The sequence below is a fragment of the Micromonospora sp. NPDC049366 genome, assembly GCF_044466625.1.
In the GTDB taxonomy this organism is placed as follows: Bacteria; Actinomycetota; Actinomycetes; order Mycobacteriales; family Micromonosporaceae; genus Micromonospora.
In genome coordinates this window covers 25,717-43,900 of record NZ_JBITMV010000010.1, presented here as the reverse complement: position 1 = coordinate 43,900, position 18,184 = coordinate 25,717, and the positions used below count along the sequence as shown (strand labels likewise).

Genomic DNA, 18,184 nt, shown 5'->3' with positions numbered 1-18,184 from the left:
CCGGGGGTGGCAACCGATTTGGCGCAAGCGCTCCAACTGGGCCCCGACCAGGTGGTGAGCAGGCGGCCGATCAGGCGCCGATACCGGGGTCAGCGCCCGGCTGTCCCGCGCGTTGAAGCTCCTCCTCGAACATGACGAAGGTCTTCCGCCGGATACCTCGTATCAGGGCGAGCTCCTCGACCGTCAGCCGGCGCTCCTCCTTGTCAGCCGCAGCAATGATCGCGTCGACCGTCTCGTAGAGGGCGAAGACCGCCCCCTCACCGGTGAGGTAGTGGGCACGGAACGCCTCTACCTCCTGGACGAAATCCTCAGCGTTACGCGTGAAGATCTCACCACCGATCGCGAAAACTATCTCGCTGAACAGCTGGTTCTCTTCCACCCACCCGCCGGTATCTATAGAGATACGCCAGACGCGCGCGCCGCCCGCCGGTGTCGGGAGGATCTTCACCGGCGAGTTGTAATAGAGGTAGTAGGAGGGCAAGACCAAGCCCGGCATTCTGGTCATCAGGGGCTCTCCTCATACGTCGCCAGCAGCGCGTTCCAAAACAGATCCTGCTCCCTACGGAGAATGCCGTCGGCAATCGCACGTTCAGGAGAGGTCATCTCACGACCGTCCGCACGCGCGAGAGAGTCTAGATCACGTCGCACTTCGAACAACGCGTGCTCCCACACCGCGATCTCATCGAGACATGCCAGATGCAGCCGGAACTCGGCGAGGTGACCTCCTCGCATTCTCAAGATCATTTGAACGTCCCGGTATCCACTGTCCTGGGGATCCACGAACCGATCCTCAAATCGCACGACGGTGACGCTGGGCTCATCGCCGATCCGTACAAGCGCGGTGTAGAGGTCGTCGAGCGACGAGAACTCAATCTTGGCCGCCGCGAGGTCGATGAGCCTCGAGGCATCGCCTCGATACCTCGACAGCTTGTCCAATACTCGTTGTCGAGATTTAGGCTCCGTGCGCCAGCCTGGCTCGCCGAGCCTTTCTCCATCGACGGAGACTAGAGTCATCGCGAGTCTATTCAGCTCCGCCTGGGCTGCGGCAGCCTGCCCATACAGGTCGTCCAGATAGCGCTTCAGGTAGGACGGGTCACCACGCCGACGCCAGTCGAAGCCCGGTTGCGCGACGATGTTCTTCCCCACGGACATGCGCCGACTGATTTGCCGTTGTTCGTGGGTCAACGGCGTGGGCTTGGGGTCGGGCACGCCCTCCGCGGCCACCACCTCAGCGCCACGCCCCGCGATGTCGTCGAGTACGTCGGTGAGAGCGTCTATTGCCTCCTGGTGGGTGGCCAGGTTACGCAGGGTGAGCGGGCGCGCGGTCAGCGACCTCATCAGGACGGGCGAGGCCAACATCAGCCGCGCCAGGTCCGGCCGGTGCATCAACTGCGTCACGAGCGTCTCGCCCTGCACGCCGACGTCGCTTGCCGGCTCACGCTGAAGGCGCCGCAGCATCTCCTGGACCTGCTCGTCAGCCAGGACCATCGCCACGTCGTTCGCGGCGGCGTCGTCGAGCTGCGGCACCAGCCGCCTGATCTGTGCGGGCGTCAGCTCCGCCGCCAATTCCGGCGGCGTGACCCCGGTCGAGAAGACCTGTTTCAGGCCGGCCCCGCGCTCCAGGATCGAGGCGACCGGGACTCGGCTCGCCGTCGGGCGGGACGGAAGGCGCTCAGCTTCCGCATCGAGAGGATCGGGCGGAGACGGCTCATTCTCGGACACGGCTCCTGCCGGGCTGTTGTCCGCAACCGGTAACCCTGGGCCGTCGATGAGGTGGAAGCGGTTGATGTACGGGTCGCCGTACCCCTCGTGATGGAGGGCCGGCGGGTACTCGGGCAGGTCAGGGAGGGCGCTGAACTGGCCTCGCCGCAGACCGGCCATGGGCATCGGCCGGCCGTCCGGGGCGAGCACGAGGATGTCGAGGTCCACCGCGTTGTACCGGTGGGGTGCTCCACTGTGCCGGTAGAGCGGTCGCGGCGCGATCCGACCGGTCTGCGGGTCGAGGTAGAGCACGGTCCCGTTCTGGTTGAGCGCCACCGAGACGTGTGAGCCTCCACCCTCCCAGGTGTTGATCACGAATGCGAAGGTGCCGTGCCCGCCGAGCAGCAGTTGGTCGTGCAGGTTGCGGTATCCCCGGTCGACCGCGTGGCGACGCTCCGGGGGCGTACTGCGGGCGGTTGGTTCGCAGAGCCGCTGGAACCGACCCCCGGTGACTTCCTCGATTCGGCGAGGGCCGCTCCATTCGCCGCCCAACGGTCGGTTGATGTCACCGGCGGCGTACGCGTCGAACGTGCGTGGTGCCGCGACCCGGGGTCGGCCGTGCATCCAGGTGTCGAGGAGCGACAGCGTGCAGTCGAGGCAGTTGATGCCCCGGGTCGGATCAGCGGCGGGTCCCCCGTCGTTCATCAGCCGGAACCAGTCACCTCGACGCGGATCGGGCGTACGCGCGACCCGGCCGTCCGGCTCGCGGGGAACCCGCCGCTCGACGTCCGTCTGGTGCAGGGCCAGCGGTGGACGTAGGCCGCCCGGCTTTCCGTACCTGCGGGAGCGGTCTATCGGCGGCGGGTGGTCGTCGTCGGTCAGCGCCGAGCGGTCGCCCGTCTCCACGGCACCCCGGGCGAGATCACCAACGTCGTCGTTGACGTGGGAGAAGTCGAAATCGCTGACGGTCATGTCCGAGGTCGCCGCGCCCGCCAGGATCGCCTGGGCCCGGTCCCGCTGCTCGTGGTGCCGGCGTTCCCGCTCGAGGCTCTCCTGGAAGAGCCGATCCGCCTCGGCGTGCCGCCCGGCGGACGCCAGGACGCGGCCCTTCGAGTGCAGCCAACGCGCCTCGTCCTTGCTGCGGTCGGCGAACATCCGCAGGTCAGAAGCCTCCTCGCGGCGGCGGATCTCGTCGTGCCTTCTGCGCTGGTGTTCGAAGTGGCCCCGGTAACGGCGTCGCTCGAACGCGTCGCGGTCGGCCGCCCAGACCGCCGCATACCACTCGGGCGTCCGGGGCCGCAGCCCGTCGGGACCCCGGGCCGCCGAGTACGGGGGTTCGTTCGCGGGGGTCGTCGGACGCCGCGGTCCCTGCTCGGGCGGCACCGGCGGCACCGGCCGCTCGGGCGGCACCGGTGGGACCGCCCGCTCAGGCCCAACCGGTGGGACCGCCCGCTCAGGCCCAACCGGCGGGATCGGCCGATCAGGCGCGACCGGCGCGTCGGCTGATGGCGACGTGACGGGCGCCGTCGCGGCCGACGCGCGAGGAGGCGGCGACGCGACCGGCGCCACCGGCTGCGGCGGACCAACGGACGGCGGGGACAGCGGGCCGACGGTCGGCGTGGGCGCGTGAGCAGACCACGTGACGGGCGGGACGACCGGACGAGCAGATGCGATGGGCGCGGTTGGGCCGGACATCTGCGCCGATCCGGCGACCGACAAGCCGCTGGGCGGCGGTCCGAGCACGGGGGACTGCGGGGCGGCGGGCACGCCGGGCGAGCGACCGTCTGCCGCAGCCGATACGTCGGCCACCGGTGCGGGTGGGGCCACCCCGGCGAGCGGAGCCGTCGGGAGGCCGACCAGGTCGGGGCCGGGCGGCGCGACGCTGCCGGCAGCGAGCGGACCCGGCGGGACCGCCACACCGGCCGCTACCGGACCGGGCAGGGGAGCAGCAGCAGACTCCACCACCGAGGCAGCGGCCGGCTGGGCAGCCGCAGCCGCCAGGACCGCACCCGCCGACGAGACACCCTCGGCAGCCGAACCCGCCGCACCCGAACCAACGAGCGATATCGACTCCGCAGGGCCCAGCGGCGTCTCCGACAGGGGTGGCAGCCCAGCTCCGAAAGGCGGCGCGAGGGGCGGACCCACCAGCCCGGACGCTTCCAGCGTGGACAGTCGACCGTCGAGTCGCGCCCGGAGCGCGGTGTCCGCTTGTGTGGTCGCCGATCCGGTGGCGCCGGAGACGGCCGCTCGGGCGGCGTCCTCCAGGGAGGTGAGACCCTGACCGGTGGCGAGACTGGCGGCGTTCTCCGCGATCGTCTCGCCGGCCATCTCCCGGCCGAGGTGCTCTCCGACGCGGGCGGCGCGGCCGGTGGCGTGCCGTCCCAGCCCGGCCAGCGGGGCGACCGCTCCGCCCGCCAGGCCACCGACCGCAGAGGTCCCGAGGTCGGTCAGGTCCAGCCCTTGCCGGCGGCCGGTGGTGTTCTGGTACGCCTGCGTGGCGAGGCTGACCCCGGCCTCCTCCCCCGCCTCGGCCAGCCCGCCGAGTGCGGATCGACGGGCCAGCCCGCGTACGCCGCCCTCGACGACCTGCTTGGCGGCCCGTTCGCCGGCCTCCCGCAGCCCGTGCCGGAGGGACTTGCGGGCGAGCTGCGCGGTGAGCCGCTTGAAGATCTGCTGCACGATCAGCCGGCTCGCGGTCATCGCCGCACCGGCCGCGGGCGAGGCGGCCCCGGCGGTGAGGGCGGTGGCGACGGCGAGGGAGAGCAGCTCGACGACGAGGATGCCCAGCTCGATCCAGACCTCGATCTTCGCGGCTTCCAGGTCGCAGCCGCACTCCTCGACCAGACGACCCAGGTCGGTGCTCACCGTCAGCAGAACGGGCAGCGGCGCCTCGTCGCCCTCGGCGAGCGCCCGCCAGGCCGCGTCGAACGCCTCGGCGACCGCGCCGACTCCGCCGTACGCCGCGCGGGTCTCGTCGGCGGCGGCGTGCGCGTCGGTCTGCGGGCCGACCAGGGCGGTGGCCACGGCGTACCACTGGTCGGCGAGGTCCCAGACGGCACGCTCGTTCCCGTCCGGCCACTCCACGCCGATCACCCAGTCGAGGGCCTCGTACACCCAGTCGGGAAGCTGCCACGGTGAGTAGTCGAGCGGGTGCGGGACTGGGCTCGGCAACAGGCTCATCAGCAGGACTCCCGGTCAGCGCGGGCCGAGCCGGGCCGGGCCCTCGGGACCCGTGGCGCGCACCCCGTCGAGCCGGGCACCGGCGGCGGCGTCCGTCTGGAGGTTGGCGTCGACCGAGCGCACCACGTCGGCGCCGAGCCCGGTCAGGCACCGACCGACGCCCTCCCACGCGCGCAGCACGGTCGCCTCGGCGTCGCGGTAGGCGCGGTCGAAGGCCGCCCCGATGTCGTCGCGGCCCCACGGCCGCTGGGCGCTGGCGGCGGCGATGTCCCCGCCGATCCGGGCGCGCCGGGCGGTCACCGCCTCACCGGCGAGGGAGAGGTCGTCACCCGCGCGGCGGGCCCGCCCGGGGTCGAGCCACAGGTGCCCGCCGCCCACGCCGGTCACGGGCGCGGGGCCGCGTCGGCCCGGGCGAGCAGCGCGCCGAAGTCTCCGGTACGCAGGAACTCCAGTGAGCCGGAGCCGGCGGGCAGGTAGCCGGCCGCCAGTTCCTGAGTGGACGCCACGGCCCTGGCGCTGGCCCGCCGGACGGTGTCGGTGACCGTACGCCCCAGCTTCGTCGCGTCGCGGTCCTGGTAGACGGCCGGGTCCAGCTCCACCGAGACGAGGTCCCCGCGCGCGCCGACGGTCACGGTGACCCGCCCGTCGGCGGAGCGTTCGGTCACCCGCAGCTGCTCCAGCTTCGTGCGCAGTTCGGCCAGACCGGACCGAAGCTGCTGGTACTGCCCGTACACCTCGTCGAAGCGCGCCCGTAGCGCGTGATTGACGTCGCGGTCCACGTTTTCGCCCACCGCCGAGCCTCCCCGTCACCGTCGGTAGGCCGAACCATACCGGGCGCGACGGATCCGTGGGGGTCGGGTAACTTCGATGCGTGATCGACCGACAACAGGCTGAACAACTCGCCGCCGTCTGGGCGCGTCGCGACTCCCAGCGCCTCGGCTACGAGTGCACGCCGACGGTCGACGAGTTCGACCTGGGTTACGTGATTTCGTCCACTGTGTCCACTCAAGCCCGGGCGCTCCCCGGTGACCTCCCGAGCACGGTGATCGACAAGGAGACCGGCGAGGTGACCACGTGGCCGAGGGTGGCGCCGACCGTGATCGAGGAGCTCTACCGGCGCAGCCGTCCGGACGGGCCGTCCGCGCCACGTACGGTCGATCCGGCGAGTCAGCTGCTGCGGGAGATCCGGCGGCTTCCCGCCCCGTCCGCCACCGCCCACCTGACCATCGACGGCCGGGTCTTCCGCGCCGCGGGCGCGAAGGGTGACGTCGTGCTGCGGCACCATCCGGTGGTCCAGCGCTACCTGGACGAGCTGCCGCCCGGGCATCTCACCCGGGGCGGTGACCGGCACGCGGAGCTGATCGTCGTCTCCGACGTCCTGCACGAGTACGACCACCGCCGGGCCGCCGAGGGCATCGCGCCGATGAGCCTCGGCGACGTCGAGTCGCTGCTCGCCGCGGCCCGCTTCGAGGTGTTCCGGGTGCGGGAGCAGGGCGACCCGGCCGGTGGCCCGGCCGAGCGGCCCTGCGACTCCTGCCTCAACTTCCTCGTGCACGTCAACGTGCTCCCCTGGTCGGAGCTGGCCTTCACCACCGAGTGGCAGCCCGACTCCCGCACCCCGCACCAACCGGGGCGGTTCCCACCGGAGGTCGCCGACGCGCTGGTCGACGGCGGTTGGGAGGAGACGACGTTCCACGCGACACTCGCCGAGGGTGTGATCGAGGAGACCGTGGGCATCGCCGGCCGGCAGCATCGGCATCACCCGTTCCCGGCGGCGATCCGGGCGATCAACAGGTTCCCCGCGATCCTCACCCGGCGGCGAGGCCCGGGTGAGGAGGTGTGGATCAGCCGGTTCACCACCAACCCGCTCCGGGGCGCGCACAGCGCCGACATCCTGGCCGACTTCGGCGCGGTGCTGGGCGTACGACTCTTCCCGCTCGGCGCCGACCACGGCGACAGCCTCTTCGCCATCGACGAGCGGGGGCGGGTGTTCGCGCTGGATCAGGCCGGCGAGTGGTTCCTCGGCGCGGACGTCGACGAGGCGCTGACCACCCTGCTGCTCGGTCGGGCACCGGCCCGGGTGCGTGACGACGGCACCTGGTGACCGCGTGCCGCCGCGGCCGGCGGTGCCCGCCCCGGCCGGCGCCCACCACACCACGAGGCGAAAGGCGGCCAGCAGGCCCGGGAGTCGGCCAGCAGGCCGGGCGACCAAGCGACCGGCGCTAGAGGCGCAGGCCGGTGAGCACCATGACGCGCGGTTCGGTGTAATCGTCCATGGCGCTGCGCAGCCCCTCGCGTCCGACGCCGCTGCCCTTGACGCCGCCGTAGGGCATCTGGTCGGCACGGTACGACGGCACGTCGCCGACGATCACCCCGCCCACGTCCAGGACGCGGGCGGCGAGGAACGCCGTCTGGAGATCGTGGGTGAAGACGCCGGCCTGCAGCCCGTACGCCGAGTCGTTGACCGCGGCGAACGCGGCCTCGTCATCGGTGACGGGGGCGACCACCAGCACCGGCCCGAAGACCTCCTCGGCGACGACCTTGGCGTCGGCGGGCACCCCGGTGAGCACCGTCGGCGGGTAGGTGGCGCCCTCGCGCCGGCCGCCGACCTCGATGGCGCCGCCGGCCCGCACCGCCTCGTCCACCCACTCCTCGACGCGGCGCGCGGCGGCCTCGGAGATCAGCGGCCCGACGTCGGTCCGCTCGTCGGTCGGGTCGCCGGTGCGCAGCTCCTGCACGGCGGCGACCAGCCTGGGCAGGAAGCCGTCGTAGAGCCACTCGTGGACGTAGACCCGCTGCACGGCGATGCAGGACTGCCCGGCCTGGTAGTTGGCGAAGGTGGCGATCCGGTGCGCGGCGAAGGTCAGGTCCTCGTCGGAGGCCCAGTCCGCGCAGATCACCGTCGCCGCGTTGCCCCCGAGTTCCAGCGTGACGTGCTTGTCGGGCACCGAGCGGCGGATGGCCGCGCCGACCGGTCCGGAGCCGGTGAACGACACCACCGGCAGGCGCGGGTCGGTGACCAGGTCGGCGGCGCGCTCGTTGGGCAGCGGCAGCACCGAGAACATGCCCGCCGGCAGGTCGGTCTCGGCGAGCAGCTCGCCCAGGAGCAGCGCGGAGAGCGGCGTCGCGGGCGCCGGCTTGAGCACGATCGGCGCGCCGACCGCGATGGCCGGGGCCACCTTGTGCGCGACCAGGTTGAGCGGGAAGTTGAACGGGGCGATGCCCAGCACGGGGCCGCGCGGCACCCGGCGCACCAGGGCGATCCGGCCGGTGGCCGCCGGGTCGGTGTCGAGCCGTTGCAGCTCTCCGGAGAAGCGCCGCGCCTCCTCGGCGGCCCACCGGAAGGTGGAGACCGCGCGACCCGCCTCGGCGCGGGCCCACTTCAGCGGCTTGCCGTTCTCGGCGGTGATCAGGTGCGCGACCTCGTCGGCCCGCTCGGCGAGCCGCCGGGAGACGTGGTCGAGCGCGGCGGCGCGCGCGTGCGCGGGCAGGGCCGCGGCCTCCCTGGCCACCGCGGCGGCGGCCGCGACGGCCGCCTCGACCTGGTCCGGCGTGGCGAGGGTGGTACGCCCCACCGCCCGGCCGTCGTACGGGTGGTGGACGGTCAGGTCACCGTCGCCGTGGGTGGGGCGACCGGCGACGTAGAAGGCTCTCGACTCCACGACCGCAGCGTAGACGACCCCGCAGGTTCACGGAAACGGTCGCCGCAGCCCTTGTCTGCCGCGAATTCAGTAGCCAAGATGGCAGTCAGATTGCGATAACCTCCGCTGATCCCGCCCCCGGCCACCCCTCGGAGACTCCTCATGAGTGACCAGCAGCAGCTGCGCAACTTCGTCAACGGCCAGTACGTCGACCCGGTGGACGGCGGATACGCGGACCTGGTCGACCCGTGCACGGGCGAGGTGTTCGCCCAGACCCCCGTGTCGGGCCCGGCGGACGTGGACGCGGCGATGACAGCCGCCGCCGGCGCGTTCGAGGGCTGGCGGGACGCCACCCCCGCCGAGCGGCAGAAGGCGTTGCTGAAGCTCGCCGACGCGGTGGAGTCCCGGGCGGCCGAGCTGGTCGACGCGGAGGTACGCAACACGGGCAAGCCCCGCCAGCTCACCGCCGACGAGGAGCTGCCGCCGGCCGTCGACGAACTGCGCTTCTTCGCCGGCGCGGCCCGCCTCCTGGAGGGCCGCTCGGCCGGCGAGTACCTCGCCGGGCACACGTCGTACGTGCGGCGTGAGCCGATCGGCGTCTGCGCCCAGGTCACGCCCTGGAACTACCCGCTGATGATGGCGGTCTGGAAGATCGCCCCGGCGCTGGCCGCCGGCAACACGGTGGTGCTCAAGCCGTCGGACACGACACCGGTGTCGACGCTGCTGCTGGCCGAGATCGCGGCCGAGTTCTTCCCGCCGGGCGTGTTCAACGTGGTCTGCGGTGACCGGGACACCGGGCGGTCCCTGGTCTCCCACCCCACCCCGCAGCTGGTGTCGATCACCGGCTCGACCCGCGCCGGGATGGAGGTCGCCGCGGCGGCGGCCCCGGACCTGAAGCGCACCCACCTGGAGCTGGGCGGCAAGGCGCCGGTGGTGCTCTTCGACGACGCGGACGTCGCGGCGGCTGCGGAGGCGATCGCGGTGGGCGGCTACTTCAACGCGGGGCAGGACTGCACGGCGGCGACCCGGGTGCTGGCCGGGCCCGGCATCCACGACGACTTCGTGGCCGCGCTGACCGAGCAGGCCCGCAACACGAAGACCGGCGCGCCGGACGACGAGGACGTACTCTACGGCCCGCTGAACAACGCCAACCAGCTCAGCCGGGTCAGCGGCTTCGTGGACCGCCTGCCCGACCACGCCGCGATCCGGACCGGCGGCTCCCGGGTCGGCGAGCGCGGCTTCTTCTACGCCCCGACCGTCGTCTCCGGTCTGCGCCAGCAGGACGAGATCATTCAGGACGAGGTCTTCGGGCCGGTCATCACCGTGCAGCGCTTCACCGACGAGGACGAGGCGGTGCGCTGGGCGAACGGCGTCGAGTACGGCCTCTCGGCGTCGGTCTGGACGAGGGACCACGGCCGCGCGATGCGGATGACCCGACGGCTGGACTTCGGCTGCGTCTGGGTCAACACGCACATCCCGTTCGTCTCCGAGATGCCGCACGGCGGCTTCAAGCACTCCGGCCACGGCAAGGACCTCTCGGTCTACAGTCTGGAGGACTACACCCGGGTCAAGCACGTCATGCACCACATCGAGGGCTGACCCGTGGCTTCCTCCGAGGACCTGCACAAGCGCCGCCAGGCGGCGGTCGCGCGCGGGGTCGGCAGCGTCGTCCCGTCCTACGTGGACCACGCGTCGGGTGGGACGATCACCGACGTCGACGGGCGGGAGTGGATCGACTTCGCCGCCGGCATCGCGGTCACCAACGTGGGCAACTCAGCGCCGCGGGTGGTCGAGGCGGTCCGCGCGCAGGTCGAGCGCTTCACCCACACCTGCTTCATGGTCGCGCCCTACGAGTCGTACGTGGCGGTCTGCGAGCAGCTCAACCTGCTCACGCCCGGCGGGTTCGAGAAGCGGTCGGCGCTGTTCAACTCCGGTGCCGAGGCGGTGGAGAACGCGGTGAAGATCGCCCGGCACGCCACCGGACGGCCGGCGGTGGTGGTCTTCGACCACGCGTACCACGGCCGGACCAACCTGACCATGGCGTTGACCGCGAAGAACATGCCGTACAAGCACCGGTTCGGGCCGTTCGCCGGCGAGGTCTACCGGGTGCCCATGTCGTACCCGCTGCGCGACGGCGGCCTCGACGGCGCCACCGCCGCCGCCCGAGCCATCGAGACGGTCGAGAAGCAGGTCGGCGCGGAGAACGTGGCCGCGCTACTCATCGAGCCGATCCAGGGTGAGGGCGGTTTCGTCGTACCGGCGGAGAAGTTCCTGCCGGCGCTGCGCGAGTGGGCGACGGCGGCCGGGGCGCTCTTCGTCGCCGACGAGATCCAGACCGGCTTCTGCCGGACCGGTGACTGGTTCGCCTGCGAACACGAGAGCGTCGAGCCGGACCTGGTCACCCTGGCCAAGGGCATCGCCGGCGGGCTGCCGCTGGCCGCGGTGACCGGCCGGGCCGACCTGATGGACGCGGTCCACGTCGGCGGCCTCGGCGGCACGTACGGAGGCAACCCGATCGCCTGCGCCGCCGCGCTCGCCGGCATCGAGACGATGCACGAACGGGACCTGGCGGGGGCGGCCCGGCGGATCGGGTCGGTGATGCTGCCCCGGCTGCACGCGATCGCCGAGCGGGACCCGCGGATCGCCGAGGTACGCGGTCGGGGCGCGATGCTCGCCGTGGAGCTGGTGCGGCCCGGCACGCTCACCCCGGATCCGGTCGCCACGGCCGCGGTGTCGGCCGCCTGCCACGCGGCCGGCCTGCTCACGCTGACCTGCGGCACGTACGGCAACGTGTTGCGGTTCCTGCCCCCGCTGGTCGTCTCCGACGCGGAACTGGCCCGCGGCCTCGACATCCTGGACGCCGCCTTCGGCTGAGGGCCCGGGCTGAGCGGCCCGTCGCCCGCCGTCGGGCGACGGCGGGCGAGGGGCCTCGTCAGCGCAGCAGCTCGACGGTGTTGCGGCGCACCAGGTTCTTGCCCGGCTCCCGGATCTGGTCCATGGCCGCCGTGTTGAGCAGCACGCAGCTGCCGGACGGCCCGGTCACCGTCACCGTGGTGGCCCTGCCGTTGTCCAGGTTGGTCACCCGCAGCCGGGTGCCCACCGGGAACCTGTCGCTCGTCGCCGCCGGCGCCCCGCCCTCGGCGAAGAACGTGATCGCGCCGGTGCAGGCCGCGCCCGGCGCCGCTCCGGGGGCTCCGGGCGACGCCGCGCCGGGCCTGGTGCTGCCGGGCTGGGCCGGCGGCGGCGGCAGCGCGACGTCACCGTCGACGCGCTCCACCACGTTGCGACGGATCACGTTCTTGCCCGGCTCCCGGACCAGCTCCATCGCCGTCGCGTTGAGGAGGACGCAACTGCCGGACGGCCCGGTCACCGTCACCGTGGCGGCCCTGCCGTTGTCCAGGTTGGTCACCCGCAGCCGGGTACCCACCGGGAACCGGTCGCTGGTCGCCGCCGGCGTCCCGCCCTCGGCGGAGAACGTCACCGAGCCCGGGCACACGGAGGCCCGCGCCGGGGCGGTGTCCGCGAACCCGAGCCCGGTGCCGACCGACACGACCACCGCCGCGACCACCGCCACACCCGCCGCCAGCGCGTGCTTGCGCTGCACCTTCACCCTTGTTCTCCCGTCGTCCGTGATGTCGTACGACGCCTGGTACGGACGGGCGGGCCACAACGTTCAGTGGGGGTGGGCGATCACAACGGACCGTAACGGGTGTGTGGCGCACCGGTCATCAGCGCCCAGTACCGGTCGCCGTAGGACCAGTGCCACCACTCCGTCGGATAGTTCACCAGACCGGCGCCGCTCAACGCCGACACCAGGATCCGGCGGTGCCGTCGGGCGGTGTCGCCGATCGACGGCGCGGCCGTGAAGCAGGCGTTGCGGCTCGCCTCCGGCGTGGCGTCGACGGCGGTGCCCATGTCCAGCTCCAGGCCGTCGTCCGTGCAGAGCGTCAGGTCCACCGCCCCGCCGGTGCTGTGCGGCGCCACCTCCACCGGCGACACGAACTTGGTCGTCTCCCGGTGCAGCCGCTCGGCCGACCAGTCCGGGTGCAGCCCGCGCAGCTCCTCCCGGTATCCGGTGAAGATCTCCAACTGCGCCTGGTACGGCCGGTAGCCCTCGATGACCAGCAGGCACAGGCCGTCGGGCAGCGCGCGCTGCGCGGCCAGCAACCGCTCGGCGACACCGAGACGCACCCGGGCGTACGCCCCGGCGGGATCGGCCGCGCGGGCGTCCAGCCGCAGGTCAGGCACGTCCCGCAGGTCGACGAGGGGGTCGCCGTCGTCGGTGGCGGGCACCGCCGCGACCCGGGGGTCGGAGAGCAGGATCACCGGGTAGCCTCCGGTCCGGCGGGACGGGGACGCGCGGCGTGCCGGGCGAACGCCAGCGCGACGAGCCGGTCCACGAGATCCCGGTAGCCCACGCCGGCGGCGGCCCACACCTTCGGGTACATGGAGTGTGCGGTGAAGCCCGGCATGGTGTTCAGCTCGTTGACGTAGAGGTCCCCGGTCGCCTCCTCGTAGAGGAAGTCGACGCGGGCCAGCCCCCAGCCGCCGATCGCCGCGAACGCGCGTACCGACAGGTCCCGGATCCGCTCCGCCACGTCCTCGGGCAGCGCCGCCGGCACGACCATCGGGTCGGCGTCGCCGAAGTACTTCTGCCGGTAGTCGAACCACCCGCCGGTGACGCGCACCTCGCCGACCGCCGACGCCTCCGGACGGCTCCCGCCGAGGACGCCGCACTCCAGCTCACGGCCGGTGACGCCCTGCTCGACCACCACGACGCTGTCGTACCGCAGCGCCTCGTCGATCGCCGCCGCCAGGTCGTCACCGTCGGCGACGCGGGAGATCCCGATCGACGAGCCCATCCGGGCCGGCTTGACGAACAGCGGCCGGCGCAACCCCACCACCAGCTTCTCCGGGTCGTCGGCGGCCCGGTAGGTCTCCGCGTCGAACGAGACGTGCGGGGTGATCGGCACCCCCTCGGCGCGCAACGCCCGCTTCATCGCCACCTTGTCCATCCCCACCGCGGAGGCGAGGATGCCGCACCCCACGTACGGCACGCCCAGCGACTCCAGCACCCCCTGCACCACACCGTCCTCGCCGAACGGCCCGTGCAGCACCGGGAACACCACGTCCAGCTCGGCGTGGACCGCGCCCGCCCCGTCGACGGCGGTCACCACGGCCGTCCCGGGCCGAGGGCCGGGCCGCAGCTCCACGGCCGGCCCGGTCACCGTCAACCGGTCGTCGATCGCCCGCTCCGCCCCGGTGCCGGCCACCAGGTCGGCGAGGACCGCGTCGGGCACCAGCCGGTAACCGCCGGTCCGGGTGACCCCGATGGCGACCGTGCGGTAGCCGCCGCCCGCCAGCGCCCGAGCCACGCCCAGGGCGGACGCGCAGGAGACCTCGTGCTCCGCCGACGGGCCGCCGAACAGGATTCCGATCCGAACCGGCGTGCTCATGCCACCCCTTCCCACTGCCGGGTCGCCAGTCGGGCGACCAGGTCCGCTTCCACGTTTCCGCCGGTCAGCACCACGCCGACCGTCCGGTAGTCCGTCCGCCGCCGGCCCGACCGCCCGACCGCGCCGGCGCCGGGCCGCCCCACCACCTCCACGTCCGGCTCACCCGCGAGGCGCAGCGCACCGGCCAGCCCAGTCGCGCCGGACGGCTCGGTGAGCACCTTCAGGTCCATCAGGAGCAGCCGGAACGCCTCGGCGATCTGGTCGTCGTCGACCCGGACCACCCCCCGGACGCGGTCCCGCAGGACGGCGAACGGCAGCTCGCCCACGCAGGTGGGGCGCAGGCCGTCGGCGATCGTGGGCGCCGGGGCCACCGGCGTCGGCCGGCCCACCGCCAGGCTGCGGGCCAGGGAGTCGCAGCCCACCGGCTCGACGCCGTACACGTCGACGGGTCGACCCTCCGCGGCCAGGCAGGCGCCCGCCACGCCACCGCCACCGCCGACCGGCACCACCAGCGCGTCCAGCGGGGTGCCGAGGCGCTCCGCCTCCTCGATCAGCTCCAGGCTCGCGGTGCCCTGCCCGGCCACCACGTCCGGGTGGTCGTACGCGTCGATGAGCGGCAGACCCTCGGCATCGCCCACCTGGCGGGCGGCCGCGAGCCGCTCGTCGAGGGTCGTCCCGGCCAGGACGACGCGCGCCCCGGCCGCCCGCGCCCGGGCGACCTTCGTCGACGCCGCGTCGACGGGCAGCACGACCGTGGCGCTCAGCCCGTGCCGGGCTGCGGCCAACGCCACCGCGACCGCGTGGTTGCCGGTGCTCTGCGCGACCACCCCGGTGTGCCCGGCGGCGGCGAGCCGGCCCACCGCCAGCATCGCCCCGCGCATCTTGTAGGAGCCGCCGGTCTGGAGGTTCTCCGCCTTCAGCAGGACGCGGACGCCGGCCAGCCGGTCGATCGCCGGCGAGTTCAGCACCGGCGTGCGGACCACCCGGTCCGACAGCCACCAGGCGGCCTCCTCGACGCGGACCCGGTCCGGCAGGGCCGGCGCGCGGGGCGTCGTGTCGGTGCGGGACATGACCTCTCCTTCGGTGTGGGACGCGGTGCGGGACGGCGCGCTTCGGGCATGCCGACGGTCGGGGTGCCGCGTACGCGGTCCCGCTGCTCTGGATGTGGGTTCTCGGCCGGCCGGATCGGCTCAGCGTCGGACGGGTAGCTGGACGTCGACCCGCAGGCCGCCGTACTCGGCGGGACGGGCCACGATCAGGCCGCCGTGCGCCTGCGTGATCGAGCGCGCGATGGCCAGGCCGAGCCCGGCTCCGCGACCGTGGTTCGTCCGGTCCCGGGCCAGGCGCCGGAACGGCTCGAAGAGACCGGCTACCGCCTCGGCCGGCACCACCTGACCGGTGTTGACCACGGTCAGCGCCGGTGAGTCGCCGACCACCACGGTGAGCGTGCCGCCGGGGCAGTTGTACTTGATCGCGTTCTCCACCAGGTTGGTCACCAGCCGCTCCAGCAGCACCCGCTCGCCCGGGACGATCCTCGGGCTCAGGTGGCTCTCCACCGTCACCCCGGCCGCCGTGGCCCGCTCCTGGTACGCGGCCAGCACCCCGTACGCGATCTCGTCGAGCCGCTGCGGTGTGCTCGACCGGAGCCCCTGGTCGCTCTCGCTGAGCGTGAGCAGCCCTTCGATGAGGCGCTCGTTGCGTTCGTTGGTCTCCAGCAGCTGGGCGGTCACCAGCTCCAACTGGTCCCCGTTGAGCGACCGGGACATGCCGACCTCGATGAGCGTCCGCTGGACCGCGAGCGGCGTACGCAGCTCGTGCGAGGCGTTCGCGGCGAACCGCCGCTGCCCCTCGTAGCCGGCCGCGACGCGTTCCATCATCTCGTCGATCGCCCGGGCCAACGCGGCCAGTTCGTCGCGTCCACGCGGCCGGATCCGGTGCCCGAGGTTCTGCGGCCCGACGTGCGCGATCGGCCCGGCGAGGTCCCGTACCGGCCGCAGGCACCACAGGGCGGCACCCCAGATCGCGACGATCGCGAGAGCGAGGAGGACGAGCATGGCCGCCAGCGGCAGCAATGCGTCGAGCTGGCGTGCCGGTTCGCACACCAGGCGCGAGCCGGGCACCGGCAGGTTGCAGAGCTCGTAGCCGGGGGCCCACAGCATGCCGATGACGTACTTCTCCAGGCCGGTCATCGAGCAGCCGACGAGCAGGGCGAGCACCCCGACGAGCAGGACGCGGCGGCGCGGGGTCACTCGGGGTCGCCGATCCGGTAGCCGGCGCGGGGCACGGTGTGGATGACGGCCGGCTGGCCGATCTTCTTTCGCAGGGTCATCACGGTGACCCGTACGGCGTTGGTGAACGGGTCGGCGAACTCGTCCCAGGCCTGCTCCAGCAGCTCCTCGGCGCTCACCACCCGGCCCTCCGCACGCATCAGCACGTGCAGCACGGCGAACTCCTTCGGGCTCAGGTTGACCGGCCGCCCGTCCCGGGTCACCACGTGCCGGGCCACGTCCAGCGCGAGCCCGTTCTGCTCCAGCACCGGCGGCACCGCCGGCGCCGACCGCCGCCCGAGGGCCTGTACGCGAGCGACCAGCTCGGCGAACGCGAACGGCTTGGTCAGGTAGTCGTCGGCGCCGAGGCCGAGCCCCTCGACCCGGTCCCGGATGCCGGCCGCCGCGGTGAGCATCAGGACGCGGGTCCCGGCACCGGAGCCGGCGAGGCTCCGGCACACCTCGTCACCGGTGTGACCGGGCATGTCCCGGTCGAGCACGGCCACGTCGTACCGGTTCACGCCGATCCGCTCGAGCGCCCCGTCGCCGTCGTAGCAGACGTCGACCGCCATCGAGAAGCGTCGCAGCCCCTCGGCGACCATGTCCGCCAGCAAACGCTCGTCGTCCGCCACCAGCACCCGCACGCTCTCCGCTCCCCCTGGTCCGTCGTTGCCCGCCCACGGTTTCAAGTCCCAGTTAAGGGTTCTGTAAGCACCCGCCCGAGCCATCTTCCACGCGCCAACCGAGCGGACAAATCGCCCCAAGATGTGCCAGCTATCGGACGTGACCCGCGTCACGCCGAAGACCGCACAACACCCCGCCCGCCACCCCGGCGATCTTGCAGTTGTGGTGCCAGGATTCGTGCTGGTTCACGTCTTTTGCGAGGCACCACAACTGCATGATCGACCGGGGCTTGGGTGAGGGCTAGCAGGGTGCGGCGTGGATGGGGGGTTATCCACAGGGGCTTTTGTTGTCCACAGGTGGGGTCTGGGGGGCTGCTTGGCGGATTTGGCGCGGCAGGGTGCCGGGTTATGGCAGAGCTGCACCGCTACGCGGACCTTCTCAGTGCCGGCCTCACCAGGGAACAGGTGCGACAGCGTCTCGACGCCGGAGCGTTCGACCGGCTGTCGCGGGGCGTCTACGGCGTCGGTGCCGACGCTCGCCATCACCTCGCGGCACTCATCCGCCGGCTTCCCGCCGACACGGTCCTCGGGCACTCCACCGGGGCTTGGCTGCACGGCTTCGGGGACCCCCATGACATCGTGCACGTGATCGTGCCAGCGGGCGTGGTCGTGCCGAGGATCAAGGGCGTGGTCGTACACCAGGCCGTCCTGCCGGTGCGCGCACCTGTCCGGATCGCGGGGTTACCCTGCGCGCCGGCCGCCCGGTGCGCGGTCGACCTCACTCGTGCGCTGCGCCGGATGGACGCACTGCCGGTGCTGGATCTGTGCCTGCGGGCGGGCGCGTGCCGGCCCGAAGAGCTGCTGGCCGAGGTGGCGCTCCACGGCGGGTTGCGTGGCGTGTGCCAGGCGCGGCAGCTGGTCCGGCTCGCGGACCCGCGCTCCGAGTGCCGGCAGGAGAGCCAGTTGCGGCTCCTACTGATCGACGGCGGCCTGCCCGCGCCGGAGCCGCAGGTCTGGGTGCGGGACAGGAACGGCATTCCGCTGTACCGGCTCGACCTGGGCTACCGGGAGCGCCTCATCGGGATCGAGTACGACGGCAGGACCCACCTCGCCCGTGACCGCCTGCGGAGCGACCGGGCGCGGATGAACTGGCTCGCCGCCAACGGGTGGCGCATGCGCTACTTCACCGACCTGGACCTCTACCGCCGTCCCGACCACATCCTGACCACCCTCAAACCGCTCTTCCTCCGCAGCTGACCCCTCTTCCGCCGGCGATCATGCAGTTGTGGTGCCTCGCAAAAGGCGCGAATCAGCAC

The 18,184-nt window shown here is 72.8% G+C and carries 15 protein-coding genes; 4 read left to right on the top strand and 11 right to left on the bottom strand.

Annotation, left to right across the window (positions count from 1 at the left end; all coding sequences use genetic code 11):
* Positions 1–70 precede the first annotated feature (70 nt).
* Genes ACIBTV_RS15945 through ACIBTV_RS15930 form a run of 4 tightly spaced genes read right to left on the bottom strand, consistent with a single transcriptional unit; the run spans position 71 to position 5,672 of the window.
* Positions 71–505, bottom strand: coding sequence for a hypothetical protein (locus ACIBTV_RS15945; RefSeq protein WP_396705444.1), 435 nt, complete (start codon positions 503–505; stop codon positions 71–73).
* Positions 505–4,881 (bottom strand): toxin glutamine deamidase domain-containing protein, encoded by a 4,377-nt coding sequence (locus ACIBTV_RS15940; RefSeq protein ID WP_396705442.1) that lies wholly within the window; start codon positions 4,879–4,881, stop codon positions 505–507. Before ACIBTV_RS15940 ends, ACIBTV_RS15945 begins: the two co-directional genes overlap by 1 nt.
* Before the next feature lie 15 nt (positions 4,882–4,896).
* A complete protein-coding gene (locus ACIBTV_RS15935) occupies positions 4,897–5,268 on the bottom strand; it encodes a hypothetical protein (protein WP_396705440.1) in 372 nt (123 codons plus the stop codon).
* Positions 5,265–5,672: a YbaB/EbfC family nucleoid-associated protein gene (locus ACIBTV_RS15930; RefSeq protein WP_396705438.1), complete on the bottom strand. Its 408-nt coding sequence runs from the start codon at positions 5,670–5,672 to the stop codon at positions 5,265–5,267. Before ACIBTV_RS15930 ends, ACIBTV_RS15935 begins: the two co-directional genes overlap by 4 nt.
* An 80-nt stretch (positions 5,673–5,752) precedes the next feature.
* On the opposite strand from ACIBTV_RS15930, the gene ACIBTV_RS15925 reads away from it, so the two are divergent.
* Positions 5,753–6,985, top strand: a complete 1,233-nt coding sequence (locus ACIBTV_RS15925) for an SUKH-3 domain-containing protein (RefSeq protein WP_396705436.1) — start codon at positions 5,753–5,755, stop codon at positions 6,983–6,985.
* A 118-nt stretch (positions 6,986–7,103) separates the two neighbouring features.
* Here the strand turns inward: ACIBTV_RS15925 and ACIBTV_RS15920 are convergent, their stop codons facing one another.
* Complete coding sequence (locus ACIBTV_RS15920; protein ID WP_396705434.1) at positions 7,104–8,543, bottom strand: aldehyde dehydrogenase family protein; 1,440 nt, start codon at positions 8,541–8,543, stop codon at positions 7,104–7,106.
* A 141-nt stretch (positions 8,544–8,684) separates the two neighbouring features.
* Here ACIBTV_RS15920 and ACIBTV_RS15915 point away from each other — a divergent pair, with 141 nt between their 5' ends.
* Together ACIBTV_RS15915 and gabT are read left to right on the top strand one after the other, a co-directional pair.
* Entirely contained in the window at positions 8,685–10,121 is a 1,437-nt protein-coding gene (locus tag ACIBTV_RS15915; protein ID WP_396705432.1) for a gamma-aminobutyraldehyde dehydrogenase, read from the top strand.
* 3 nt (positions 10,122–10,124) lie between these two features.
* On the top strand, positions 10,125–11,396 hold the full coding sequence (gabT, locus tag ACIBTV_RS15910; protein ID WP_396705430.1) for a 4-aminobutyrate--2-oxoglutarate transaminase: 1,272 nt from the start codon (positions 10,125–10,127) through the stop codon (positions 11,394–11,396).
* Positions 11,397–11,454: 58 nt separating this feature from the next.
* Here the strand turns inward: gabT and ACIBTV_RS15905 are convergent, their stop codons facing one another.
* From ACIBTV_RS15905 to ACIBTV_RS15880, 6 genes are all read right to left on the bottom strand, one after another.
* Positions 11,455–12,132 (bottom strand): hypothetical protein, encoded by a 678-nt coding sequence (locus tag ACIBTV_RS15905; RefSeq protein ID WP_396705428.1) that lies wholly within the window; start codon positions 12,130–12,132, stop codon positions 11,455–11,457.
* A gap of 80 nt (positions 12,133–12,212) precedes the next feature.
* Positions 12,213–12,848 (bottom strand): M15 family metallopeptidase, encoded by a 636-nt coding sequence (locus tag ACIBTV_RS15900; RefSeq protein ID WP_396705427.1) that lies wholly within the window; start codon positions 12,846–12,848, stop codon positions 12,213–12,215.
* Entirely contained in the window at positions 12,845–13,978 is a 1,134-nt protein-coding gene (locus tag ACIBTV_RS15895) for a D-alanine--D-alanine ligase family protein (RefSeq protein WP_396705425.1), read from the bottom strand. Before ACIBTV_RS15895 ends, ACIBTV_RS15900 begins: the two co-directional genes overlap by 4 nt.
* Positions 13,975–15,048, bottom strand: coding sequence for a threonine/serine dehydratase (locus tag ACIBTV_RS15890; protein WP_396705424.1), 1,074 nt, complete (start codon positions 15,046–15,048; stop codon positions 13,975–13,977). Before ACIBTV_RS15890 ends, ACIBTV_RS15895 begins: the two co-directional genes overlap by 4 nt.
* 120 nt (positions 15,049–15,168) lie before the next feature.
* The gene (locus ACIBTV_RS15885) at positions 15,169–16,227 is read right to left on the bottom strand and encodes a sensor histidine kinase (protein ID WP_396705422.1); all 1,059 of its coding nucleotides are present in this window, start codon (positions 16,225–16,227) and stop codon (positions 15,169–15,171) included.
* A complete protein-coding gene (locus tag ACIBTV_RS15880) occupies positions 16,224–16,889 on the bottom strand; it encodes a response regulator transcription factor (protein ID WP_396705420.1) in 666 nt (221 codons plus the stop codon). The genes ACIBTV_RS15885 and ACIBTV_RS15880 overlap by 4 nt, the downstream gene beginning before the upstream one ends.
* Positions 16,890–17,276: 387 nt before the next feature.
* Here ACIBTV_RS15880 and ACIBTV_RS15875 point away from each other — a divergent pair, with 387 nt between their 5' ends.
* Positions 17,277–18,125, top strand: a complete 849-nt coding sequence (locus ACIBTV_RS15875; RefSeq protein ID WP_396705418.1) for an endonuclease domain-containing protein — start codon at positions 17,277–17,279, stop codon at positions 18,123–18,125.
* The last annotated feature ends 59 nt before the right edge of the window (positions 18,126–18,184 follow it).

What these genes read in the sequence shown, in the direction of transcription:
- ACIBTV_RS15940 (WP_396705442.1), bottom strand. Translation starts at nt 4,881, where the DNA reads ATGAGCCTGTTGCCGAGCCCAGTCCCGCACCCGCTCGACTACTCACCG.
- ACIBTV_RS15945 (WP_396705444.1), bottom strand. Translation starts at nt 505, where the DNA reads ATGACCAGAATGCCGGGCTTGGTCTTGCCCTCCTACTACCTCTATTAC.
- ACIBTV_RS15915 (WP_396705432.1), top strand. Translation starts at nt 8,685, where the DNA reads ATGAGTGACCAGCAGCAGCTGCGCAACTTCGTCAACGGCCAGTACGTC.
- ACIBTV_RS15875 (WP_396705418.1), top strand. Translation starts at nt 17,277, where the DNA reads ATGGCAGAGCTGCACCGCTACGCGGACCTTCTCAGTGCCGGCCTCACC.
- ACIBTV_RS15890 (WP_396705424.1), bottom strand. Translation starts at nt 15,048, where the DNA reads ATGTCCCGCACCGACACGACGCCCCGCGCGCCGGCCCTGCCGGACCGG.
- ACIBTV_RS15895 (WP_396705425.1), bottom strand. Translation starts at nt 13,978, where the DNA reads ATGAGCACGCCGGTTCGGATCGGAATCCTGTTCGGCGGCCCGTCGGCG.